Genomic DNA, 22215 nt, shown 5'->3' with positions numbered 1-22215 from the left:
CAATCAACTCAAGGATTTGTGCAGGAAGTACCGGCGGTGGCCGGGTGGGTAATCAGCCAGTTCTCCGAAAATGGTGTAACCTAGCGTTGCGTAAAAATCGGGGGCCTGGAAGCTGAACGTATCCAGCCAGACGCCGTTGCAGCCATATTCGCGCGCAACAGCCTCGGCCCGCTCCATAAGCTGCCTTCCTACACCCTGTCCACGCAAGCGCTCGGGAACAAAGAGCAGTTCGACAAATAATCGTCCAAAACCGATGCGACCGGTCAGGCCTCCGTCGACCTTACCAGTTTCGGGGTCAGTAAGCGTCAGACCGATGTTTTTAAGCACACCGGTAAATTCGGGCGTCTGGCTCCGATTGAATGCCACGAGGCCATCGAGGATTCCGGCGCGGCTCTCAGGCTGCAGTTCCGATTCGTAGTTTATCTCAACCATCTCGCCCTTACACCCAGGGGCGGTTTTCGGCCATTTTGCCCTCGAAGCCGCCAATCACCGCGTCGCTCTTGAGTGTCATTGCGATGTCGTCGAGCCCTTCGAGCAGCACCTGCTTGCGCGAGGGGTCGATCTCAAATGCGATTGAACCGCCATCGGGACCGGAAATGGTCTGGGCCTCAAGATCGACAGTCAGGGTGGCGTTCGAGCCGCGTTCGGCATCGTCGAGCAGCATTTCGAGCTGCTCGGGTGTAACGACAATGGGCAGGATGCCGTTTTTAAAGCAGTTATTGTAGAAAATATCGGCAAAGCTGGTCGAGATCACGCAGCGGACACCGAAATCGAGAAGCGCCCAAGGCGCGTGTTCGCGCGAGGATCCGCAACCGAAATTATCCCCGGCAATGATGATCTTGGCATCGCGATAGGCGGGCTTGTTGAGAACGAAATCATCTTTCTCGCTGCCGTCTTCATTATAGCGCATTTCCGAAAACAGCGCCGAACCGAGCCCGGTCCGCTTGATGGTTTTCAGATACTGCTTGGGGATGATCATATCGGTGTCGATATTGATGATCGGCATGGGTGCGGCCACACCCGTCAATGTCGTGAATTTTTCCATGTCGCCAAACTCCCCATTACGGTCGGCAAAAAAACCAACCCAAGGTACGATGAATAAATCTGCTGGCTTGCTGTCTAATCGAACAATTGCCGAAAGGGAAGCGCCAGAAACCATGAAATCTGGCCATTGCGCCCGAACCAAACTCTCCCTTATGGTCAAAAGCGCAAGGATTTGACCAAGAGGTAAAAGATGACGCCGCATAACCACGCCAAGCCCGGCGATTACGCTGAAGCCGTTTTGCTTCCCGGCGACCCCCTGCGTGCCAAATGGATTGCCGAGACGTTTCTCAGCGAAGCCATTTGCGTCAATTCAGTGCGCAATTGCCTCGGCTTTACAGGCACATGGAACGGCAAGCGCGTCTCGGTGCAGGCGACCGGCATGGGACAACCCTCAACCGCCATCTATTGCCACGAGCTTTTAAACACCTATGGGGTCAAGACCCTGATCCGGGTTGGCACCTGTGGCGGGCTCAACACCAAGGTCAAGGTCCGCGATGTCGTGATCGGCGCGGCCGCGTCGACCGATTCCGTGATCGTCAAGGGCGCCTTCGGCAATTACAATTATGCCCCGGTTGCCGATTTCGACCTGCTGCGTGCGGCGGTCGAGGCAGCAGAGGCAAAAGGCCTGCCGGTCCATGTGGGCGGCATCGTCTCTTCAGATATTTTCTACCATCCCTCTGGACTTGAAGCCTATAAGGCGCTGATCGATCACGGCGTCCTGGGCGTCGAGATGGAAGCGGCAACGGTCTATACGCTCGCGGCACGTTTTGGCGCCAAGGCCCTGACCATCTGCACCATGACCGATTGCCTGATCACCGGCGAAGAAATCGATTCGGAAGCGCGCCAGTCTTCGCTCAATGACATGGTTGAAATTGCCCTGAGTGTGGCGACCGGAGGCTGAACGCTTATCAACTTTGATGAGTTTTCGCATTGGGATTGCGGGCTAGGCACCAGCCCGCAAAGCCTTTAATCGCGCGCCAAAGCGAATTATAATTTTAACTTATCGCATTGATCGGAAAATGCGAATTAAAATTATTCTAAGAACGGTTATAAACTGGGCCCATATTGGGGTGCCGGTGCGCTTTGCAACCCTCACACACCTGCCATTCGCTGAGCGCGCATGTTCCGGCCCGTAAACGACATCCGTTATGCAAGGAGATGGAAATGGAAGCGTTGGACGTCAACCAATCGGAAAAGACTGCAGGCGCAGCAAAGTGCCCGGTCATGCATGGCAGCAACACCGCATCGGGTGGCACGGTTATGGCCTGGTGGCCCAAAGCGCTCAATCTCGACATTCTCCACCAGCACGACACCAAGACCAACCCACTCAAGGGTTTCAACTATCGCGAAGCGGTCAAGACGCTCGATTTCGCGCAGCTCAAGGCGGACCTGAAGGCCCTGCTCACGGAAAGCCAGGATTGGTGGCCGGCGGACTGGGGTCATTATGGCGGGCTGATGATTCGCCTGTCCTGGCACTCGGCAGGCTCCTACCGCCTGGCCGACGGGCGCGGTGGCGGCGGCACCGGCAACATACGGTTCGCCCCGCTCAATTCCTGGCCCGATAATGGCAATCTCGACAAGGCCCGCCGCCTGTTGTGGCCGATCAAGAAGAAATACGGCAACAAGATTTCCTGGGCCGACCTGATCGTTCTCGCCGGCACGATTGCCTATGAATCTTTCGGGCTCAAGACCTATGGTTTTGCCTTTGGCCGCGAAGACATCTGGCACCCAGAAAAGGACACCTATTGGGGCGCTGAAAAGGAATGGCTTGCACCTTCCGACAACCGTTACGACGATGTTGCCAAGCCCGAAACCATGGAAAACCCGCTCGCTGCCGTGCAGATGGGCCTGATCTACGTCAACCCCGAAGGCGTCAACGGCGCGCCCGACCCGCTCAAAACAGCAGCACAAGTGCGCGAAACCTTTGCGCGCATGGCCATGAACGATGAAGAAACCGCAGCGCTGGCAGCCGGTGGCCACACCGTGGGCAAGGCTCATGGCAACGGCGACGCAACGCTTCTGGGCGCCGAACCCGAGGGACAGGATCTCGAAGGCCAGGGATTTGGCTGGCTCAACAAGAATCTCGACGGCAAGGCAACCAATGCCGTCACCTCGGGGATCGAAGGCGCATGGACTACCAATCCGACTGTCTTTGACATGGGCTATTTCGATCTGCTGTTCGGCTATGAATGGGAGCTAACAAAGAGCCCAGCCGGCGCGCATCAGTATCAGCCGATCGGCATCCGGGAAGAGGATATGCCGGTCGATGCCACCGATCCGTCAGTGCGTCGCATGCCCATGATGACCGACGCGGATATGGCCATGAAGGTCGATCCCGCCTATCGCGCGATCTGCGAGAAGTTCATGGCCGATCCGCAATATTTCAAGGACACCTTCGCACGGGCTTGGTTCAAGCTGACCCACCGCGATATGGGACCGCGCGTGCGCTATATCGGCCCCGACGCTCCCAAGGAAGATCTCGTCTGGCAGGACCCCATTCCCGTCGGGCCGATCAATTACGACATCGGCGCGGCCAAGGCAAAAATCGCTGCCAGCGGTCTTTCGGTTGCCGAACTGGTGGCGACCGCATGGGACAGTGCCCGCACCTTCCGGGGTTCGGACCTGCGCGGCGGTGCCAATGGCGCCCGTATCCGGCTGGCACCGCAAAAGGATTGGGAAGCCAACGAGCCCGCCCGTCTCAACAAGGTGCTCTCGGTTCTCGAGCCGATTGCAGCCGAATTCGGCGCGAGTCTTGCCGACATCATCGTTCTGGCCGGCAATGTCGGGATCGAAAAGGCGGCAAAGGAAGCTGGCTTTGAGATCGAAGTACCATTTGCTGCCGGACGCGGCGATGCCACCGATGAAATGACCGACGCCGATTCATTCAAGGTCCTGGAGCCCATCCATGACGGGTTCCGCAACTACGTCCAGAAGGATTACGTGGTCAGCCCCGAAGAGCTCCTGCTCGACCGGGCACAATTGATGGGGCTGTCTGGACCGGAAATGACAGTGCTTCTGGGCGGCATGCGCGTGCTTGGAACCAATTTTGGGGGGGCGGGACATGGCGTCTTTACCGACCGGCCCGGCGCCTTGACGACGGACTTTTTCGTCAACCTGACTGACATGGATTATAGCTGGCACCCAACGGGCAAAAACAGCTACGAAATCCGCGAACGCAAGTCTGACAAGGTCCGCTGGACCGCTACACGGGTCGATCTGGTCTTTGGGTCCAACTCGATCCTGCGCGCCTATGCCGAAGTCTATGCCCAGGACGACAACAAGGAAAAGTTCGTCCATGACTTTGTCGCCGCATGGACCAAGGTGATGAACGCGGATCGTTTCGATCTGCAATAGAGTGCTTCGAGAATAAGTGGAAACCACTTATTCTGTTCGGAAGCGCGACAACAAAAGACTTAGAACCACTGTCCTGATTCAATCAAAACAGTGGTTCTAATCCAAGCGATGCACTGAAAACAGCAACCCGCGTCAGACAAGGCTGGCGCGGGTTTTTCTGTAAAACGATCAGAATTTTTCCGAGCGTATGACCTCGACCATGGAACGCCAGACGATAAGCCTGTGGCTATCGAGCAGGGGCGTGAAGGCCTCGACAAGTTGATCGGCAACCTCAGTGGTTGTGACCGAAAGAAAGATCATCTTGGTGTCAGCCGCCCCTGTTACCCGATCTTCGCGCCAAGCCCCGCCGGCGCCTTCGCCACCGAGCGCGCGCACAAGCGTATAGCCGGTCACCCCCGCTTCCTTGGCGGTGGCCACCACAAGCCGCACCAGCGGCGCATCCACCAGTATTTCGATCCTCACCCTTTGGGTCGCTGAAATGCTCATAGGCCGGACAGTCCTTGTGCCAAGGCGGAATAAAGCGGAATGCCGATCAGGATATTAAATGGAAAGGTCACGGCAAGCGACATGGCCAGATAAAGGCCCGGATCGGCCTGCGGCAAGGCAAGGCGCATGGCCGCAGGCACCGCAATATAGGAGGCGCTGGCCGCGAGAATGGCAAGGGCGGAAGCCGAGCCCTGATCGAGCCCGATCAGCGTCCCGACAACAGCACCGATCGTGCCATTGATTAGGGGAATGAAAATGGCAAGCCCGGCCAGCGGCAAAGTCAATGACCGCGCCTCGCGCAAGCGCCTGACGGCGATAAGCCCGAGATCGAGCAGAAACAGGCACAGCATGCCCCGGAACCCGGCTTCAAAAACCGGCGCAATCTGAACGAACCCGTCCCGCCCGATCAAGATGCCGATGATGAAACTGCCCATCAGCAAAACCACCGAACCGTTAAGCAGGGTTTCACGCAGGAGCTCGGACTGCCCGTGCTTTCCACCGGCCGATTCCGCTTTGCCGCGCGCAAGCACCAGCCCCATGATGATGGCCGGCGTTTCCATAAGCGCCAAAACCGCCACCATATAGCCCGCGGGCGGAAGGCCACCTGCAGTAAGAACTTCAACCCCTGTGACAAATGTCACAACCGATACCGAACCATAATGGGCCGCGACCGCACCCGCATTGACCTTGTCGAGCTTTCCCAACCGGGTCAGCAGAAAAAAGGCGGGCAATGGCAGGACAAAGCTCAGAGCGATACCGGCAAGCCCTGCCAATACCATTTCGAGCGTGAACCCGATCGTAGCAACTTCCACTCCACCCTTAAGGCCGATGGCCGCCATCAGATAAAGCGAAATGCCCTTCCCCACAGCTTCGGGGATGGTGAGATCGGATCGGGCAAAGGCGGCCAATGCGCCGAGGATGAAAAACAGGATGACTGGCGAAAACAGAACGCCCAGTGTCCCCGCCATAGATCGAACCCCTCAAGCCCTTACCAGCACACAATCTGACAAAAGCTTATAGCGGGTTTGCACTTATGGGCAAGATGATGGCGCGATCAGTGCCGGAAATGGCGCATGCCGGTAAAGATCATCGCGAGACCGGCCTTGTCGGCGGCGGCAACCACCTCCTCATCGCGGATCGATCCCCCCGGCTGGATCACAGCCGTAGCGCCTGCCGCGATTAGAGCTTCAAGTCCATCCGCGAAGGGGAAAAAGGCGTCCGATGCCACAACCGAGCCTTCGGCCAACGCACCTTTGATCTTGGCGGCCTTGGCCGCGTCCTTTGATTTGGAATGGGCGATGCGCGCCGAATCCACCCGGCTCATCTGCCCCGCACCGATTCCCACCGTCGCGCCATCCTTGACGTAAACGATAGCATTGGATTTGACATGCTTGGCGACCTTGGCCGCAACAAGCAGGTCGGCTAGTTCCTTTTCGGTTGGCTGCCGCTTGGTTACAACCTTGAGTTCACAATCATCGGCATTGCGATTGTCGCGCGTCTGCACCAAAAGCCCGCCGGACACCGACCGGACCGTCATTCCGCTCGCCTTCGCATCGGGCAGGCCGTCGGTCAACAGAAGGCGCAGGTTCTTTTTGGCTTCGATGATCGCCAGTGCTTCATCGCTGGCGCCCGGCGCAATGATTACCTCGGTAAAGAGCTTGACGATTTGCTCGGCAATCGCCGCATCGAGCGGACGGTTGAGGGCGACAATACCGCCAAAGGCCGAAACCGGATCGCAACGCAATGCCGCTTCATAGGCATCAACCAGGGTTTCGCCCTGCCCGACCCCGCAAGGATTGGCGTGCTTGATGATGGCAACGGCAGCAGATTTGGCCGGATCGAATTCAGCGACAAGCTCAAAGGCTGCGTCGGTATCGTTGATATTGTTGAACGAGAGGGTCTTGCCCTGAACCTGCCGGGCAGTGGCAACGCCGGGCCGATTCGAGCCATCGGCATAAAACGCTGCCCATTGATGGGGATTTTCGCCATAGCGCATCACCTCGCGCAGCCGTCCTGAAAAACTACGCCATTCCAGATCGGGCTTCTCCAATTCCTTGGCAAACCAGTTCGATACCGAAGCATCATAGGCCGCGGTACGCGCAAAAGCCTTGGCGGCAAACTTCTGCCTGTCGGCATTGGCCACCTCGCCATTGGTCTTGAGCTGCCCAAGAACCAGCGCGTAATCGGCAGGGTCAACAATAACGGTGACATCACCGTGGTTCTTGGCTGCTGCCCGGATCATGGCCGGGCCGCCAATATCAATGTTTTCGATCACGGTTGCGTAGTCTGCCCCAGCGGCAACGGTCTGGGCAAATGGGTAGAGATTGACCACCACCAGATCGATCGGACTGATATCGTGTATGCGCATGGCGCTTTTATGCGCTTCGTTGCCGCGAATGCCCAACAGCCCCCCATGAACCTTCGGGTGAAGGGTCTTTACGCGGCCGTCCATGATTTCGGGAAAGCCGGTGACTTCCGAAACATCGATGACCGGAATCCCCGCTTCCTCAAGCGCCTTGCGGGTGCCGCCGGTCGAGATGATTTCAATGCCAAGCGCAGAAAGCGCAGTTGCAAATTCGACGATCCCTGTCTTGTCGGAAACCGACAGCAATGCGCGCTTGATCCGGGAGGAAGTGGGCTGAGCCATATCTCATGTCCTGTTGCAGATACTGCGATTTGGCGGCTCGCTACCACGGATCGCCAGCAATGGGAACCGCTTGAAAGCCACAAAGCCCGGTTCTATTGCCGGGTGAAGACCCAGGCAATCTCGTGACCGGCCCTTGCAACGCCCGACAAAACGATCTGGCGGGTGCGCAAAAGCCCGAAATGAGCCGAATGGCGGACGCTTTCTTCGATCTCGGCATGCGCACCCTCCCAAATAAAGGCCCAGTTCCGCCCGCTGCGAAACCGCATGACGATAAGGTCTTCTGCATCGGAGCGCTCTAGCGCCACGCCTGGCGCCAGATGAAAACGAATTGAAAAATCCCCTTCCCGTCCGGCCCTTTTGCTCGCAGCAACAAAGCTGTCCTGCCCTACAAGCGTCTGCCCGGCGCTCATGAGCGTTAACCGCCGAACAATATCGAGGCCGTAGCGTGCCCTGTAAGCGTGACAACGCAGATCGATGGTATTTTCTTCTGCGAGATAGACGATCTGGGGCGGCGACCCTGCAGGCCGAAGCCTGTCGCTCAAAATGCCCTGCCCCCCGATCCTGGCGCTTGAAACATCATCGATGGTGGGAGCACTATGGGCTGAGGAATGGCGGAAAAGGATCTGGCTTTCGGGCAATTGCGCCGGTGCCGGTCCGCAATTGCCGGCAATCAGATCCCCCCCGCAGGCAAATTCAAAACTCAGCCCACCCGCATGAGCGCTGGATGAATATTCAATCGGGGGCACCAACCCGCTATCGGCAACGAGCTTGCTGTCTCCGGAAGTGAGAATACCGTACCCTCCCGAAAGTCCCGATCCGGTGCTGCGCATTCCCGATTGCGCAGCTATCGAAATGACGAGTTCGACAGGAATTTGACCCGAGCCATTGAAATAGCCCGGCTCGCTCGTACCCAGTATCAGCCTGTCCATCGCACGGTGCATGGCTTCCACCTTACGGGCAATCGCTGAGCCTTTATCGCCATGGCGCAGGTTGAGAAGCTGGTTGACCGGAATCAGCTCGCTCAAAAGCTGAATCTGGCTATGGGGATTGCGCGAGCGATGCTGACCGTCGGCATCGAGTTGAGCATTGAGTTCACGCTCAAGCTGGCTTACGCGCTCGAAAAGCTCTTTTTCGTCATCCTGGTTGGCGCAAAGACTGGCACCAACCAGCGCAATTGCCGCCATAAGCGCACTATTAGGTTCACGCGCCAGCGGTGCCCTGAGCTTGAGCGATTGGATCTGAATGGCAAGGGAACCTGAAATTGCGCGCACCTGATCGACACCCGCATCCTCGGTCAGGAGCGCATAAAGCTTGAGCCAGTTGAGCACGCGTCGCGCGGTGACAAAAACGTCCCAGGCATCGCGCTCGAAATCGCCATAGCGCCCGATCCAGTCGAGCACCAGCGTACGCGCAAATCGCCGCTGACCGGGGTCACGCAAGTCGCGGAAATGGCGTAGCCAGCCGAAGCTATGCAGATCGGTCAGCCAGTCCTGGGCATCGGTTTCAACGGCAAATGGCGAAACCCCTTCGGTATCGATAACCCGACCGGCCAAAAGATATTGTCCGTTCATCATTTCGATGACCGTCTGGCTATCGGTGGCCCTGAAATCGGTTAGCCTTGCGGTAAAACCCTGTTTGGATCCGCCCGACCACGTCCAGGAAAAAAGCGGGCTTGTTACAGCCCGGTCTGCAACGGACAGGGCTGCCCGCCGCAGCACAAAACGCAGAACTTCAAACACAAAGGGGTCCCAAACTCACTCAAGGGTTTGCGACAATATCATCAAGCGCATGTTAACCACAGCGATTCTCAAAACATTTGGGTAAAATGCGGTTAGTTTTTTACAAACCGGGCGATGAAGAACCCGTCAAGCGTACCGCCTGCACTGCCCGGCACGGCTAGGCCGGGATGGGTGCGCACGGTGCCTTGCGAAGTGATCGGTTCGACCCATCCGTCCAACTCATCGGCTGAAACCGGCGCAAGGGCTATGGATTTGAACTGCTCAAGCGCCCATCGGGCCTGATCTTCGCCTTCCTCCGATTCCAGCGAACACACACAATAAACCAGCAGGCCGCCCGGCTTCAGAAGATCGAGCGCATGGGATACCATTGCACGCTGTATCCTGACCCGCTCGGCAATGCCACCGGCATCGCGCTGCCAGAGAACTTCGGGGTGCCGACGGAACGTGCCTGTCGCCGAGCAGGGTGCATCGAGCAGAACCGCGTCGAATTTTTCGTCGGGTTCATAGGCAAGAGCATCAGCCACAACAACCTCGGGCGCAAATCCGAGACGGTCCATGTTCTGGGCCAGTCGCTCGAGACGATTCTCATCGATATCGAGCGCCACCACATCTGCGCCCATACTGGCCAATTGGGCCGTCTTGCCGCCCGGTGCTGCACAAAGATCGAGCACGCGCATGCCCTTGCCAGCATTGATGAGCCGGGCACCCAATGTAGCGGCGGCATCCTGAACCCACCACTTTCCCTCGGCAAAGCCGGGCAGATCCGCAATCACGCTCTCGCGCGTATTGACCCGGATTGAATTGCCGATGACCAGTTCCCCGCCAAGCGCATCGACCAGATCTTTATCGTACCGCTTGAGCGTCAGATCGAGCGGCGCGCCTTCAAGCAGCGCCACACAAAACTTGTTCACGGCCTCGGCCCCAAAAGTCTTGATCCAGCCCTTTGCTAGCCAGTCGGGCAAAAGCAGGATCGGATCGAGCGCGGCAAACTTCTCGGCGTCGCGCTGAGCCTGGCGCAAGACCCCGTTGACCAGTTTGTCGAACCGGCCACTGCGTTTGTCGCGCCGCGCCGCCTCAACGCTCAGGTGCAAGGCTGAGTGGGCAGGAATGCCTTCCATGTAAAGCAATTGAGCGATTCCCGTGCGCAAGACCGCTTCGAGCGGTCCGGCACGGTCAGGCACGCCTTTTTTCAGCAAATCATCCAGCACGAGCGATATATGCCCATGTCGCCGCATGGCTGTGGTCACGATCCTGTTGGCAAGCGCACGATCGCGCGGATCGGGCATGCTGGCGGGAGAGATAGGTTGAAAAGGCTTACCCTTGAGGATGGCCGCCAGATGCAAAGCGGCCTCAAGCCGAGGCTTGAGGCCAGCATTTCGTTGAGGATTTTGCGTGCTAATCGGTCAACCCCATGGTCCCTTGGTGTTTTGTGAGCCACGCGTATGGGTTCCTGGCGTCCGCCAGCCCGGCGTCGTGCGCGCAGCATTTGGTTCACGTCTTACAGCGACACTGACCCAATTGCCAGCACCGGAAGTGCCCATTTCTGCGTCCATGGCCTTAAGTGCTGCAATCCGGTTGGCAGGATCCGGGTGGGTTGCAAAGAGATTATCCATCCGCGCGCCCGATAGAGGGTTGGCAATGTACATATGCGCCATGGCCGGAGCCTTTTCCGCAGGCATATTGTGGCGCGTACGGGATATGGCGGTGATTTTCTCTAATGCAGAGGCCAGCGCCAGCGGGTCGCCGCAAATGGCCGCGCCTTCCTTGTCCGCTCCATATTCGCGGGTACGGCTTACAGCCATCTGCACCAGCGCGGCGGCAATCGGCGCGAGGAGAACCATGGCAATGGTGCCGAAAAGCCCGAGCGGGGAATCATTGTCACGATTGCCGAAAAACAAGCCGAACTGGGCAAGAATGGAAATCGCACCGGCCAGCGTTGCCGTGATGGTCATCACGAGCGTATCGCGATGCTTGATATGGGCCAGCTCGTGCGCGATCACGGCGGCTACTTCCCGATCGTCTAGATGCCGCACAAGCCCGCGCGTAACCGCGACCACTCCGACATCGGGACTGCGTCCGGTGGCAAACGCATTGGGCTGATCGGTATCGATGAGATAGAGCTTTGGCATGGGAAGGCCTGCGCGCTCGGCCAGCCGCGCGGTCATGTCGAACAATTCAGGCGCATTGGATCGGCTCAACTCGCGCGCATTCTGCATGGAAAGGACCATCTTGTCCGAATTCCAATAAGCAAACGCATTCACTGCGACGGCAAGCCCCAGAGCCATCACCATGCCGCCTTCGCCGCCAATAAGATAACCAACACCCATAAAGAGCGCGGTCATACCTGCCAGCAAAACGGTGGTACGCAAGGTATTCATCATTGTTCTATGAACTCTTTATCTCCAACCAAAGGTCGCTATATGATGGGGATCGAGAGCCGTGCCAGCAAGAGCCTGACACCTAAACTCTTTGTCATCTTTTGCAAAAGCCAATCGGTCCGGTAAACCAGATGCCTACATCAACCAGACGTCCAGATCCTGAAATTGCAAAGCGCGCGCTTGAAGAAGCGGCGGCGCGCAAGGCCGGGATCGATGCGAAAACCAGCCAGGCACCAAAGGAAATCGATGGCCGCGGCGGGCTTGACCCCGCTCGCTATGGCGACTGGGAAATCAAGGGAATCTCCTCCGATTTTTGAAAAGGCGCTGGCCGCCTGACCGTTTCGTCCGGTGACTGGCGCGCAACGGGCGGCCAGCCCTCTTGCGGATTTATCGGCCCATGACCCCAATCACGGCGCCCTGAACAATCATTACCAACAGAAGATACCCGCCATCGATCAGCGCCAGGTTCCAGCTCATACCCTGATAACGGTGATTGAGGATCATCGAGGTGATGATAAAGCCCAGCCACATGTGAACGCCCAACAGAATACCGTTATAAACGGTGATCTCGCCCATGAGCGCGGGTGTCAAAAGTGCCAGAAAATAGGCCATGATCAATTGGCAGCCAGCAGCCCAGATAAAGGGTGTAGCCGGGCCGCCCGAACCCGCCATGATTTGCTTTTCGGTCTTGCCCGTTGCAGCGATCCACTGCTTGGAAAGCCCCATATACCAGGCCGCGCCCAACGCCATCGAGGCGATCATCGCAAGAACCACGGCCAACCAGTTTACAGCCAGATGTGACATGTCCCGTTCCCCCACAAATACGGCCGACCATCTCCCAACCCGGTAGCCGATCACCCCATTTTATGGCTCAACACCACCCATCGTGCAAATGATCTTCCATTCCTTTTCCGACACAGGCTGTACCGAGAGCCGGGAATTGTTGACCAGCACCATGTCGGAAAGTTCGGGATGGGCCTTTATGTCTTCCAGCGTCACCGGCGTCTTGAACGGTTTGACCGCTTCGACATCGACGCATTCCCAGCGCGGATCGTCGGTGGTTGAGTCGGGATGGACTTCGTTTGCGACCCTCACGATACCCACCACCTGCTTTTCCTTCACCGAGTGATAGAAAAAGCCAAGCTCCCCCTTTTTCATCTCGCGCATATTGTTGCGCGCCTGGTAATTGCGCACCCCGTTCCATTCCTCGGGCGCGCCTTTCTTAACCTGATCGTCCCAACCCCATGTTTCAGGTTCGGATTTGAACAGCCAGTAAGCCATGCCTCTAAACTCCTTCCGGCCGCTTGAGCGCCCAGTTCCAGGGCTGGATCGTAACCGACTCGAAAAGACCCGCGATTGCATAAGGATCGGCATCGATGAGTGCTCTGGCGCCCGCAAGATCATCGGCCCGCACAACGATCAGCGAGCCGCAAGGCTTGCCGTCATCATCGAGAAAGGGCCCCGCCAGCACCAGCTCCGGATCGTTCTGTTCCCAATAGGCGAGATGTGCGGGGCGTGTTGCCAGCCGGGTTTCGAGATGGCCGGGCTTATCCTTGGCATGAACGGCAAAGAGCATGACTTATCCTTCCTTCTTGAGCGGGCGCGCCATAAGCATGGGCACGATGGAGTCGATTGTTGCGGCGCCCGAGATCAGCAGATTGACGGCCTCGACAAGCGGCGCATCGACCTTTGCCTTTTGCGCCAGCGCCAAAGCAACAGGCGCTGTGTAGATGCCTTCGGCAAGCCCCATACCCGACGCTTTGATTGTATCGACGGACTCGCCCCGGCCCAGAGCGATACCGGATTTGTAATTGCGCGACGCCTCCGAAGTGCAGCTAAGCGCCAGATCGCCGATACCGGCCAGCCCCGAGAGCGTGGCTTCGTCCCCGCCCATGGCGAGCACCAGCCGCCCCAATTCGGCAAAACCGCGCGCCAGAAAAGCCGAGCGTGCCGACAGACCAAGCCCCGCACCCTCAATTGCGCCTGCGCCCAGCGCATAGACATTTTTAAGCCCGCCGCAAAGCTCGACCCCGGCGAGATCCCCGCTGGCATAGGGCCGGAATGACGGTCCAGCCAGAATATTGGCAATATCCTGCGCACGGTCGGCATCCGGTCCGGCAAGCGTTATCGCTGTGGGACGCTTATTGGCGACGTCATGGGCAAAGCTTGGTCCTGACAGAACAAAAGGTTCGGCATCGGGGGCAAGCTCGGCCAGAATCTCGCTCTGGCGCAGATTTGTGCCCATCTCGAACCCCTTGGCGCACAGCACGACCGGCTTGCCAGCCAATATATCCGGGCCAATCCGGGCCAGCGTCGCGCGACTTGCCTGAGCCGGCACCACCAGCAAAATGACATCGGCAGCGTCAAGCCCGGCAAAATCGGACTGCGCCTTAAGTGCAGGATCGAGATTGGTGTCTCCAAGATAGCGGCTGAGCCTGTGATTTTCATTGATCTCGCCTATAGCCGCGTCATCGCGGCCATAAAGCGTGACGCGACTGCCGCCAAATATGGCAGCCTGTGCAAGCGCCGTGCCCCACGCGCCCGCGCCGATAACGAAAACATCAACGCTCACGGCAATATCCTCATATCCGCATCGTCAAGCGGCCACCGCGGGCGCGCAACCACATCGAATCCGTCCTGCCTGCCCAGTGCAAACCGTTCGGCCCCAGCCCAGGCGACCATGGCGCCATTATCAGTGCAAAGCGGCAAAGGCGGTACAACGAGCCGCGCATCGTTTTGAGCGCAGACCGTCTCAAGCGCCGCGCCGATGGTCTTGTTGGCCGCAACACCGCCAGCCACCACAAGCGTTGGCCGATGACCGGGAAACCGGGCGGTAAATTGGTTGAGCGCCATGCCTGCGCGCGCCGAAACGATGTCGCAAACCGCCTGCTGAAAGCTGGCGCAAAGATCGGCACAATCTTGTTCGCTGACCGGCGCCACCGCTTCGGCTGCCAGCCGCAACGCGGTCTTGAGGCCGGAAAAGGAAAAATCGAGCCGTTTCTGATTGAGCAGCGGGCGCGGCAGATCGAACCGTCTGGCATCGCCGCCAAGCGCCGCCTTTTCCACTTCCGGGCCGCCCGGATAGCCCAGATCGAGCAGCTTTGCTGCCTTGTCGAAGGCCTCCCCCAAAGCATCGTCGATGGTCGTGCCCCAACGCTCGTAATCGCCCACGCCCTTGACGAGCACGAATTGGGAATGCCCGCCTGAAACCAGCAACACCAGATAAGGAAAATCTATGCCGTCGGTGAGCCTTGGCGTCAGTACATGGGCTTCAAGGTGATTGACTGCGATCAGGGGCTTGCCGGTTGCCGCGCTCAAGGCCTTGGCGCTTGTCAGACCCACAAGCACCCCGCCAATCAGCCCCGGCCCGGCAGTTGCGGCAATCGCGGAGAGATCGTCAAAACCAACGCCGGCCTCGTCCAATGCGGTTTGAATGATCGTGTCGAGATGGATAACATGGGCGCGCGCGGCAAGCTCGGGCACCACCCCGCCATAGGCGCGATGCTCCTCGATTTGCGAGCGCACGATGTTGGAAAGGATTTCGCCCGAGCCGTCAGGCTTGCGACGCACGAGGGCGGCTGCGGTTTCATCGCAGCTTGTTTCGATTCCCAATATGAGGCTTTCGCTATTCATTGCGGCGATCTGAACTCTGGCCTTACCAATTGCGCTGGTGTCTAAAGGCAAAAACGGGGATCGAATAGCCCGACAAAATCATTATGCCCCATTGGGCGGACATTTCTTATCAGGACGAGGCAACATTGCAATCTTCTCAAACCCAACCGGCTTTGACCATCGGAACCCGCGGCTCCCCTCTGGCCATGGCGCAGGCGGAAGAAGTGCGCGATCTCTTGTCCAAGGTGCACGGGCTTGCCCCCGATACGATTGCAATAAAGGTCATAAAAACCAGCGGCGACATCATCCTTGATCGACCGCTCTCGGAAGTCGGCGGCAAGGGCCTTTTTACCAAGGAAATCGAACGGGCCCTGGAGACCGGAGAAATCGATCTGGCGGTCCATTCGTCCAAGGACATGTCCACATCGTTACCCGAAGGCATGCAGATCTGCGCATTTTTGAAACGCGAAGACGTACGCGATGCCTTCATCTCGCTTGTTGCCAAAAGCCCGGATCATCTGGCAGAGGGCGCAAAGATCGGCACCTCCTCACTGCGCCGCGCCGCCCAGTTCAAGCGCTTCCGTAAAGATTTCCGCATTGTCGGCTTTCGCGGCAATGTGCAAACCCGGCTTAAAAAGCTCGCGGATGGCGTTGCCGACGCAACCCTTTTGGCCATTGCCGGCCTCAACAGGCTCGATCAGGACCACCGCGCAACCCTCATACTCGATGAGCGCGATTTTCCGCCCGCTCCCGCCCAGGGCGCCATTTGCATCGAAACGCGGCTCGATGATGCCAGAACCACCCAATTGGCGGCAGCGCTAAGCCACAGGGAGACCGAGATCCGGGTTCTGGCCGAACGCGCATTTCTGGAAAAGCTCGATGGCTCGTGCCGCACGCCCATTGCCGCGCTTTCAACCCTTGAAGGCGATAGGCTTACGCTTTTTGGGCAAATTCTTTCGCCCGATGGAAGTCAGGCTTTCGAGGCCGAAATGACCGGCACCCGTACCGATGGGCAGCAAATGGGATTTGCCCTTGGCGAAAAGCTGATCGCTGAAGCCGGACCGGATTTTATCGCCCAGTTCAACCGCTGAAAAAGGACAGTAAACGCCGATGGACCGGCCCAGACTGCTCGTCACCCGCCCGCAACCCGATGCCGACCGGACGGCCGGGCATCTGCGTGCGCTTGAGATCGAGCCAATCATCGCGCCACTCTTGAGGGCAGAACCGCGAGAGGGAACTATACCGGATCTTTCCGCGTTCGGCGCACTCGCGATCACCAGCGCCAATGCGGCGCGCTTTCTGGCGCGCGAACTCGATGGCCTCGATGGTGCTGCCCCCTGGCAATTGCCGGTCTTTACGGTGGGCGATCATTCAGCCCACGAGGCGCGGCAGGCGGGGTTTACAAATGTCATCAGCGCCCAGGGCACCCTCAACGATCTGGCCCATCTGATCGAAACCAACCGTCCCGATGGCACGGTCTTTTACCCCGCGGCGCACCACCAGAGCGGCGACCTGGCGGGGCTGCTTGCCCGCAGCGGTATTTCAACGCGAACCGAAGTCCTTTATGAAATGGTTGCAGCCGAGGCACTTGCCCCCGAGGTAGCCGAAACGCTTATCCGCGGTGAAGTCGCCGGCATCCTCTTTTACTCGCGCCGGACAGCACAGATTTTTGCCGAATTGTGCAAGGGGGATGATTTTGATCCCGTTCGCCGCCAGGTCGAGTGCCTGTGCGTGTCCGAAAGCTGCGCGCAGCCCCTGATCGACAATCATTTCCTGCGCATTTCGCTGGCGGACGATCCCGACCATGGCGCGATGATGAGCCTCGCGCTGGCTTTTGCGCGTGAGCAAATCAGTCCATGATGCCAACTGAACGAGACACACAAGAACAACGAGGCAGAGCGAATGGTGGATAAAAAGTCCGGCCCGGTCAAACCGCCCGTCATTGAAGGCAACGCCCGGCGAACCCAGGCCGAGGGCGTTACACAAGAGGGCAGCCAGGACAAAAATTCGGATGCCACCAAAGCTTCCGTTTCCCAAGAGCCGAAAAGCGCCACCGGCACTGCTCCGGCTGGCGGGGACAAACCCGAAGCGGCAAAAGGCGCAGGCGGACAGGCCAGTGCCAGAAAAGATGCCAAGCCACCCCAAAGCCCGACAGGACCGCGTACCGGCCAGACACGGCCATCAGAAAACCCCGGTAATGGCGGCGGACTGACCCTGGGCATTGCTGCCGGTCTGGGTGGAGCCCTGGCCGGTGTTGCACTGGCCTATGGGCTTGCCTATTTCGGTTATTGGCCACAACCGCCGATGGCGGCCCCAACCGGCCAAAGCGCGTTGGACGCTCGCCTTGCAACGCTTGAGAATGCAGCACAAGCCGAAAGCACCCGGATTGGTGACATCGCCGGCCGGCTCGACGCGCTTGAAGCCGCTCCGGCCTCAAACGATACCGATGCCGGACAATCCATTGCTGCCCTTGAGAACACGCTTGCCGCCCAGGCTCAGCAGTTGAGCGACCTTGCCGGGCAAAACAATGACCTTGCGGCGCGGATCGAAGCATTGGCACTCGGCGCGTCGGAAACCGATATGGATGAACTGGCGCAAAATCTCGGCGCGATCCGCAGCCGGATCGACGAACTTTCCACCGCCACCGCATCCTTTGGCGCCGAAATCGAGGCCAATCAATCAGGGCTTGCAGATGTCCTCGTCCGGCTCGATGCGATGGAAACCGCTCTTGCCGAACAGCCCTCCATTTCCGAATTGACCGCCGATCGCGACCGGCTGGCCCGGCTGCCGCGCGCCATTGCCCAGCTCGAGCGCGACATGAATGCAGGGGCTCCCTTTGCCGATGCCCTTGGCGAAGTGGAAGCGCTGCTGCCCGATCTCGACATTTCACAGCAAATCCGCACAGCCTCCCTATCCGGGCTCATGACCGATGAAAGCCTTGTCAGGTCTTATCGCGCCAATCTGCCCCAGATTCTGGCGGCCCGCCCGCTACCGGAAGAGGCAGGCATTTTCGATCGGCTTATTGCCCAGACCCAATCGGCGCTGGCCTTGCGGGTATCGGGCGATCTGGATGGCGATGGACCGGACGCACAATTGGCTCGCGTTGAGGCAGCACTTGAGCGCGGCGATCTGGCGGCAGCGCACGATGCTGCCCGAACCCTGCCGCAACCCATGCAGGATGCCATGGCGCCGGTGCTTTTAGGCCTAACGGCACGGATCGACGCAGGCAATCTCATCGCAAATACGCAATCAATGACCGTTGAGGCGCAAGCCGAACAACAAGGCAACGCGGAGGCCGATCAATGACCCGGCTCGTTCTTTATCTCGTTGCCAGTCTTGTTCTCGCCCTGGGCGCCGCCTGGCTGATCGCCATGCCTGGCACCGTTTCGATCGAGGTCGCAAATTATCGGCTGGAACCGGGGCTTGGCACGTCCATTGCGTTGATCCTTGGCCTTATCGTGGTCTCGATCCTTGTCTGGGCCATCATACGCCGCGTGATTGAAGCCCCCGGCCGACTTGCCCGTCACACAGAACGCAAAAAACAGGCGGCAGGCGTCGAGGCCCTGTCTGACGGCCTTATCGCATTGCAGGCCGGAGAATATTCCAAAGCGCGCATGCTGGCACGCGACGCGCGCGCAAAACTGCCCGGCAATTCCGCTGCCCAATTGCTCGAAGCGCGGGCCGAACTGGCACTTGGCGATCTGCCCTCGGCCCGCGAGCATTACCGGGCTCTCATCTCCGATCCCAAAACCGCGCTGGCCGCCCTCGCCGGACTTTATGAACAGGCAAACACCCAGAACCGTCCTAAGGCGGCACTCACCTTTGCCCGCAAGGCCGTGATGCTGGCGCCAAGCCTTGACTGGGCCTCCAACGCGGTTTTCAACGATCTTGCCGCAAGGGGTGCATGGGCCGATGCCCTTGAAATGTCGATCTCTCTGCCCGCCCGCACCAAGGCACAAAAGGAGGCCAAGAAGCGCCGTCAAGGCGTTCTGGAAACCGCGTTGGCCCATGCCATTGAGGATACCGAGCCCGAAGCCGCGCTCAATCACGCGCAGGCTGCGCTTAGATCCATTCCCAATTTCGTGCCCGCCGCACTGATTGCAGCCCGGATTCATATCAATCGCGGCGATACACGCAAGGCCAGTTGGCTTTTGACAAAGGTCTGGCGCGCAACCCATCACCGAGATGTTGCAACCCTCTATGCCCATGTGACACCCGGCAGTTCCGCACTCGAGCGGCTCAAGCGTATGAAAACGCTTGTGGAAGCCGATGCGACAAGTGAGCCTGCCGCCGCCATGACTCTGGCCCGCGCGGCAATCGACGCCCATGAATGGTCACTGGCCCGCAATGCGTTGGCGCCCTATTCGGCTGATGCACCCACCCAGACCATCTGCACGCTGATGGCCGAAATCGAGGAGGGACAATCGGGCGATCAGGGCAAGGCGCGCGCCTGGCTGGCCCGCGCCATCACAGCGCCACGCGACCCGGTCTGGACCGCCGACGGGATCACCGCCGACCAATGGGCACCGACATCGCCGATCACGGGCCAACTCGATGCGTTTGAATGGAAGGTGCCGGTTTCCGCCCACCGCCCTGCGGCAATCGCGCCCGATGGTCACGCACAATTGCCGGGCGCAAGCGCTGCCATCGAGGCCATTGCAAATGAGCCCAAGACGATCTCTGCTGAACCGGCAACAGCAAAGCCAAACGGTGCAGGCGAGGCCACACCGCCTCGCTGATCGGTCAGGATGGCCAAAGCGAAAAATTCGATCCTTTGACGCACGAGTTCGCTCTTGCGCGTTTTGGCGGACACCAGTAAAAGACGCGGACATTTGGCCCCTGCTGGCCAGACTGCAATAACGCGCAATCCGCGCCGGGCCGCTTTAGCTCAGTTGGTAGAGCACATCATTCGTAATGATGGGGTCACGTGTTCGAGTCACGTAAGCGGCACCACTTCTCATAAAATGAGAACGCTAAATCAATAAGTTAACGCCAGACAACTTTTATCGATCCACCCCCTAAATCCACCTCCACTATTGGGTATAGTGTGGCAAAGTCGCCGCAAATGCTTGGGGGAAGGCTTCCTTCCGGGGTCGGGATAGCTGGCAATAATGTCGTCAGCCACGCGAACGATATCGTCGGCTGGGATCAACCTTGGCTTATTCCTCCTTCGCCAACAACCCCAAAAGAACTAACCAGTTACTTACTTCTTGACAGCGGGCTTGATGCGTTTCACTCTGGGATATCGGCGCTTCAGGAGGAGTTGCGTCGAAAAACCCATAAGGGGAGGAAATCATGAAATTTGTAACCAAGGCCGCTTTGGCCGTGGCTGTTGCACCATTGACGCTCGGCGTCGCAAACGCTTTCGCACAGGACTGGCAACCCGATCGGCCCATCAATGTCGTCGTGCCCTGGGGGGCGGGCGGTTCGACCGACCAGGTTATCCGCGTGCTGACCCCGATCATTGGTGAAGCCCTCGGCCAGTCGGTCGTTGTTGTTAACCAGCCCGGCGCATCGGGCGCCACCGGAACGGCGGAAGTCTTGGCTGCGCCGCGCGACGGTTACACCTGGACCGGCAATGCGATTGCCAACAATGCCACCTATCAGATCTCGGGCCTGTTGCCTGACACCAATATCGATGACTGGCACCTTTATATCGCTGTCGCCCATGTGCCGGTTGTCGGCGTTCCGGCCGATAGCGAGTTTAACGATTTCGGTGAATTGCTCGATGCGTTCCGCGAGCGCGGTGAAGGTATAACCGTCGGCACCGCTGGCGTCACATCATCGGGTGGCACCGCAATTGCCTCGATCTCCCAAGCCGGCGAGTTCGAATACCGCATGGTCGCCTATGATGGCGGCGGACCGGCCGCAACGGCAACCGCTGCCGGCGAAGTCATGGTTACCACCCAGCTCGCAGCCGAACAGGCCGAACTGATCCGGGGCGGCCGCATCAAGGGTCTCGCGGTTCTATCCGACCAGCCGCTTGAAATCGCGGGCGTTGACCCAATCCCGCCGATTACCGACTGGTTGCCCGACATGCCGCTGGCACCCGATTATTTCGGCATTCTCGTGCCAACCGGCGTGCCTGATGAGGTCATCTCAGCGCTCGACGCAATCTGGGAAAGCGATATTGCCAATTCCGAAACCCTGCTCAACTACACGCTGACAAATGGCGCCGTTCTGACCCCGGCTTCCGGGGAAGCTGCCCGCGCCATGGCCATGCCAGTCGTGATCGAAAAGGCCTGTGCCGCGCTGGCACGTGGTGAGGCGGAAAACGATCCCTCCACCATCGGGATCGACTGCGATACCCACAGCGAAATAGGCGGTTAAAACGCCCGCCGGATATAACGAGCCGGTCCGCCCAAAACCGGGCGGCCCGGCTTTTCAAACGTGAGCAAGAACCATGAGCGATCTGGACTCTGAGACCCTGCCACCGGCCGAAACCGAATCTGGGGCCATGATCAAGGCCGATCTGCTCGCCGGGCTGTTCTTTCTGATTGTTGGGATTGCTATTTTTTACCTGGCCTGGGATATGCCGCGGCTCGAAACGCGTCGCATTCATCCCGCGACGATCCCAGGTCTCGTCCCTATGCTCCTGGGCGGAAGCCTTGCCCTTTGTGGTTTTTTGCTTGCCGTCCGCGCCGCGCGGGTCGAGCCCGTGCGCAACAGTTGGGCCGTGCTCGGGCGGACCCTCGTCAACACCGAAGCGATCCGGACCTTCGTGCTGGCCGCACTTGTGCTGATCTATACGCTTGGACTTGTCGGGCTCGTTCCGTTCTGGCTGGCAACGGGCCTGTTCGTTTTCGCATTCATCATGCTCTACGAAACCGTGCTTGCCGAAAACGCCGCCCCGATTGCCAGATCGGTGCTCTGGGCTCTGGTACAGGCCATCATCGTTGCCGCGGTCGTGACCCTTGTTTTCGAGCGCGGTTTTCTCGTGCGTTTGCCATAGGGT

General features: G+C 58.9%; 22 protein-coding genes and 1 tRNA gene. 10 read left to right on the top strand and 13 right to left on the bottom strand.

The window, feature by feature from the left end:
* Positions 1-3 precede the first annotated feature (3 nt).
* A complete protein-coding gene (locus tag EO133_RS00730) occupies positions 4-432 on the bottom strand; it encodes a GNAT family N-acetyltransferase (protein WP_127070678.1) in 429 nt (142 codons plus the stop codon).
* Between the two features lie 7 nt (positions 433-439).
* Positions 440-1045 carry a 3-isopropylmalate dehydratase small subunit gene (gene leuD, locus EO133_RS00725; RefSeq protein WP_127070677.1) on the bottom strand — a complete coding sequence of 202 codons (606 nt, stop codon included), beginning with the start codon at positions 1043-1045 and terminating at the stop codon, positions 440-442.
* Between the two features lie 189 nt (positions 1046-1234).
* Between leuD and deoD the strand changes: the two genes are divergently transcribed.
* Complete coding sequence (gene deoD / locus EO133_RS00720) at positions 1235-1945, top strand: purine-nucleoside phosphorylase (protein WP_127070676.1); 711 nt, start codon at positions 1235-1237, stop codon at positions 1943-1945.
* A gap of 263 nt (positions 1946-2208) precedes the next feature.
* The gene (gene katG / locus EO133_RS00715; protein WP_127070675.1) at positions 2209-4398 is read left to right on the top strand and encodes a catalase/peroxidase HPI; all 2190 of its coding nucleotides are present in this window, start codon (positions 2209-2211) and stop codon (positions 4396-4398) included.
* A 168-nt stretch (positions 4399-4566) separates the two neighbouring features.
* Here katG and EO133_RS00710 read toward each other — a convergent pair whose 3' ends face one another.
* The 6 genes from EO133_RS00710 to htpX all read right to left on the bottom strand — a co-directional run bounded on the left by EO133_RS00710 (position 4567) and on the right by htpX (position 11648).
* The gene (locus EO133_RS00710; RefSeq protein ID WP_127070674.1) at positions 4567-4884 is read right to left on the bottom strand and encodes a P-II family nitrogen regulator; all 318 of its coding nucleotides are present in this window, start codon (positions 4882-4884) and stop codon (positions 4567-4569) included.
* Entirely contained in the window at positions 4881-5852 is a 972-nt protein-coding gene (locus tag EO133_RS00705; RefSeq protein ID WP_127070673.1) for a sodium-dependent bicarbonate transport family permease, read from the bottom strand. Before EO133_RS00705 ends, EO133_RS00710 begins: the two co-directional genes overlap by 4 nt.
* Positions 5853-5938: 86 nt before the next feature.
* Entirely contained in the window at positions 5939-7531 is a 1593-nt protein-coding gene (purH, locus tag EO133_RS00700) for a bifunctional phosphoribosylaminoimidazolecarboxamide formyltransferase/IMP cyclohydrolase (protein WP_127070672.1), read from the bottom strand.
* A gap of 92 nt (positions 7532-7623) precedes the next feature.
* Positions 7624-9270 (bottom strand): heparinase II/III family protein, encoded by a 1647-nt coding sequence (locus tag EO133_RS00695; RefSeq protein WP_127070671.1) that lies wholly within the window; start codon positions 9268-9270, stop codon positions 7624-7626.
* Between the two features lie 92 nt (positions 9271-9362).
* The gene (locus EO133_RS00690; RefSeq protein ID WP_127070670.1) at positions 9363-10556 is read right to left on the bottom strand and encodes an RsmB/NOP family class I SAM-dependent RNA methyltransferase; all 1194 of its coding nucleotides are present in this window, start codon (positions 10554-10556) and stop codon (positions 9363-9365) included.
* Positions 10557-10673: 117 nt separating this feature from the next.
* Positions 10674-11648, bottom strand: a complete 975-nt coding sequence (htpX, locus tag EO133_RS00685; protein WP_127070724.1) for a zinc metalloprotease HtpX — start codon at positions 11646-11648, stop codon at positions 10674-10676.
* 131 nt (positions 11649-11779) lie between these two features.
* On the opposite strand from htpX, the gene EO133_RS00680 reads away from it, so the two are divergent.
* Complete coding sequence (locus EO133_RS00680) at positions 11780-11965, top strand: DUF1674 domain-containing protein (protein ID WP_127070669.1); 186 nt, start codon at positions 11780-11782, stop codon at positions 11963-11965.
* A gap of 70 nt (positions 11966-12035) precedes the next feature.
* On the opposite strand, the gene EO133_RS00675 is transcribed toward EO133_RS00680, so the two are convergent.
* Genes EO133_RS00675 through tsaD form a run of 5 tightly spaced genes read right to left on the bottom strand, consistent with a single transcriptional unit; the run spans position 12036 to position 15281 of the window.
* Entirely contained in the window at positions 12036-12452 is a 417-nt protein-coding gene (locus EO133_RS00675; RefSeq protein WP_127070668.1) for a DUF1761 domain-containing protein, read from the bottom strand.
* Positions 12453-12512: 60 nt separating this feature from the next.
* A complete protein-coding gene (locus EO133_RS00670; RefSeq protein ID WP_127070667.1) occupies positions 12513-12929 on the bottom strand; it encodes an EVE domain-containing protein in 417 nt (138 codons plus the stop codon).
* A 4-nt stretch (positions 12930-12933) separates the two neighbouring features.
* Complete coding sequence (locus EO133_RS00665; protein ID WP_127070666.1) at positions 12934-13224, bottom strand: YciI family protein; 291 nt, start codon at positions 13222-13224, stop codon at positions 12934-12936.
* Positions 13225-13227: 3 nt separating this feature from the next.
* Positions 13228-14220: an NAD(P)H-dependent glycerol-3-phosphate dehydrogenase gene (locus EO133_RS00660; protein WP_164734816.1), complete on the bottom strand. Its 993-nt coding sequence runs from the start codon at positions 14218-14220 to the stop codon at positions 13228-13230.
* Entirely contained in the window at positions 14217-15281 is a 1065-nt protein-coding gene (gene tsaD, locus EO133_RS00655) for a tRNA (adenosine(37)-N6)-threonylcarbamoyltransferase complex transferase subunit TsaD (protein WP_127070664.1), read from the bottom strand. The genes EO133_RS00660 and tsaD overlap by 4 nt, the downstream gene beginning before the upstream one ends.
* A gap of 125 nt (positions 15282-15406) precedes the next feature.
* On the opposite strand from tsaD, the gene hemC reads away from it, so the two are divergent.
* The 7 genes from hemC (at position 15407) to EO133_RS00620 (ending at position 22212) form a co-directional block, all read left to right on the top strand.
* Positions 15407-16351 carry a hydroxymethylbilane synthase gene (hemC, locus tag EO133_RS00650; RefSeq protein ID WP_280516073.1) on the top strand — a complete coding sequence of 315 codons (945 nt, stop codon included), beginning with the start codon at positions 15407-15409 and terminating at the stop codon, positions 16349-16351.
* Between the two features lie 19 nt (positions 16352-16370).
* On the top strand, positions 16371-17120 hold the full coding sequence (locus tag EO133_RS00645; RefSeq protein WP_127070662.1) for a uroporphyrinogen-III synthase: 750 nt from the start codon (positions 16371-16373) through the stop codon (positions 17118-17120).
* A gap of 42 nt (positions 17121-17162) precedes the next feature.
* Positions 17163-18566 (top strand): COG4223 family protein, encoded by a 1404-nt coding sequence (locus EO133_RS00640; RefSeq protein ID WP_127070661.1) that lies wholly within the window; start codon positions 17163-17165, stop codon positions 18564-18566.
* Positions 18563-19999 (top strand): heme biosynthesis protein HemY, encoded by a 1437-nt coding sequence (locus EO133_RS00635; RefSeq protein ID WP_127070660.1) that lies wholly within the window; start codon positions 18563-18565, stop codon positions 19997-19999. The genes EO133_RS00640 and EO133_RS00635 overlap by 4 nt, the downstream gene beginning before the upstream one ends.
* A gap of 138 nt (positions 20000-20137) precedes the next feature.
* Positions 20138-20213, top strand: a tRNA-Thr gene (locus tag EO133_RS00630).
* A 342-nt stretch (positions 20214-20555) separates the two neighbouring features.
* Positions 20556-21590, top strand: a complete 1035-nt coding sequence (locus EO133_RS00625) for a Bug family tripartite tricarboxylate transporter substrate binding protein (RefSeq protein ID WP_127070659.1) — start codon at positions 20556-20558, stop codon at positions 21588-21590.
* A gap of 73 nt (positions 21591-21663) precedes the next feature.
* Positions 21664-22212 (top strand): tripartite tricarboxylate transporter TctB family protein, encoded by a 549-nt coding sequence (locus EO133_RS00620; RefSeq protein ID WP_127070658.1) that lies wholly within the window; start codon positions 21664-21666, stop codon positions 22210-22212.
* The last annotated feature ends 3 nt before the right edge of the window (positions 22213-22215 follow it).

Origin of the sequence: Pelagibacterium lentulum (genome assembly GCF_003992625.1) — a bacterium.
Taxonomy (GTDB): domain Bacteria; phylum Pseudomonadota; class Alphaproteobacteria; order Rhizobiales; family Devosiaceae; genus Pelagibacterium; species Pelagibacterium lentulum.
The sequence above is the reverse complement of the archived record's forward strand: the minus strand, read 5'-3'. Positions and strand labels throughout refer to the sequence as shown.

Excerpts from the sequence above, each read along its gene's own strand:
- EO133_RS00730 (WP_127070678.1), bottom strand. The coding sequence starts at position 432 with ATGGTTGAGATAAACTACGAATCGGAACTGCAGCCTGAGAGCCGCGCC.
- leuD (WP_127070677.1), bottom strand. The coding sequence starts at position 1,045 with ATGGAAAAATTCACGACATTGACGGGTGTGGCCGCACCCATGCCGATC.
- deoD (WP_127070676.1), top strand. The coding sequence starts at position 1,235 with ATGACGCCGCATAACCACGCCAAGCCCGGCGATTACGCTGAAGCCGTT.
- katG (WP_127070675.1), top strand. The coding sequence starts at position 2,209 with ATGGAAGCGTTGGACGTCAACCAATCGGAAAAGACTGCAGGCGCAGCA.
- EO133_RS00710 (WP_127070674.1), bottom strand. The coding sequence starts at position 4,884 with ATGAGCATTTCAGCGACCCAAAGGGTGAGGATCGAAATACTGGTGGAT.
- EO133_RS00705 (WP_127070673.1), bottom strand. The coding sequence starts at position 5,852 with ATGGCGGGGACACTGGGCGTTCTGTTTTCGCCAGTCATCCTGTTTTTC.
- purH (WP_127070672.1), bottom strand. The coding sequence starts at position 7,531 with ATGGCTCAGCCCACTTCCTCCCGGATCAAGCGCGCATTGCTGTCGGTT.
- EO133_RS00690 (WP_127070670.1), bottom strand. The coding sequence starts at position 10,556 with ATGCCCGATCCGCGCGATCGTGCGCTTGCCAACAGGATCGTGACCACA.
- htpX (WP_127070724.1), bottom strand. The coding sequence starts at position 11,648 with ATGAATACCTTGCGTACCACCGTTTTGCTGGCAGGTATGACCGCGCTC.
- EO133_RS00680 (WP_127070669.1), top strand. The coding sequence starts at position 11,780 with ATGCCTACATCAACCAGACGTCCAGATCCTGAAATTGCAAAGCGCGCG.
- EO133_RS00675 (WP_127070668.1), bottom strand. The coding sequence starts at position 12,452 with ATGTCACATCTGGCTGTAAACTGGTTGGCCGTGGTTCTTGCGATGATC.
- EO133_RS00670 (WP_127070667.1), bottom strand. The coding sequence starts at position 12,929 with ATGGCTTACTGGCTGTTCAAATCCGAACCTGAAACATGGGGTTGGGAC.
- EO133_RS00665 (WP_127070666.1), bottom strand. The coding sequence starts at position 13,224 with ATGCTCTTTGCCGTTCATGCCAAGGATAAGCCCGGCCATCTCGAAACC.
- tsaD (WP_127070664.1), bottom strand. The coding sequence starts at position 15,281 with ATGAATAGCGAAAGCCTCATATTGGGAATCGAAACAAGCTGCGATGAA.
- EO133_RS00645 (WP_127070662.1), top strand. The coding sequence starts at position 16,371 with ATGGACCGGCCCAGACTGCTCGTCACCCGCCCGCAACCCGATGCCGAC.
- EO133_RS00640 (WP_127070661.1), top strand. The coding sequence starts at position 17,163 with ATGGTGGATAAAAAGTCCGGCCCGGTCAAACCGCCCGTCATTGAAGGC.
- EO133_RS00635 (WP_127070660.1), top strand. The coding sequence starts at position 18,563 with ATGACCCGGCTCGTTCTTTATCTCGTTGCCAGTCTTGTTCTCGCCCTG.
- EO133_RS00625 (WP_127070659.1), top strand. The coding sequence starts at position 20,556 with ATGAAATTTGTAACCAAGGCCGCTTTGGCCGTGGCTGTTGCACCATTG.
- EO133_RS00620 (WP_127070658.1), top strand. The coding sequence starts at position 21,664 with ATGAGCGATCTGGACTCTGAGACCCTGCCACCGGCCGAAACCGAATCT.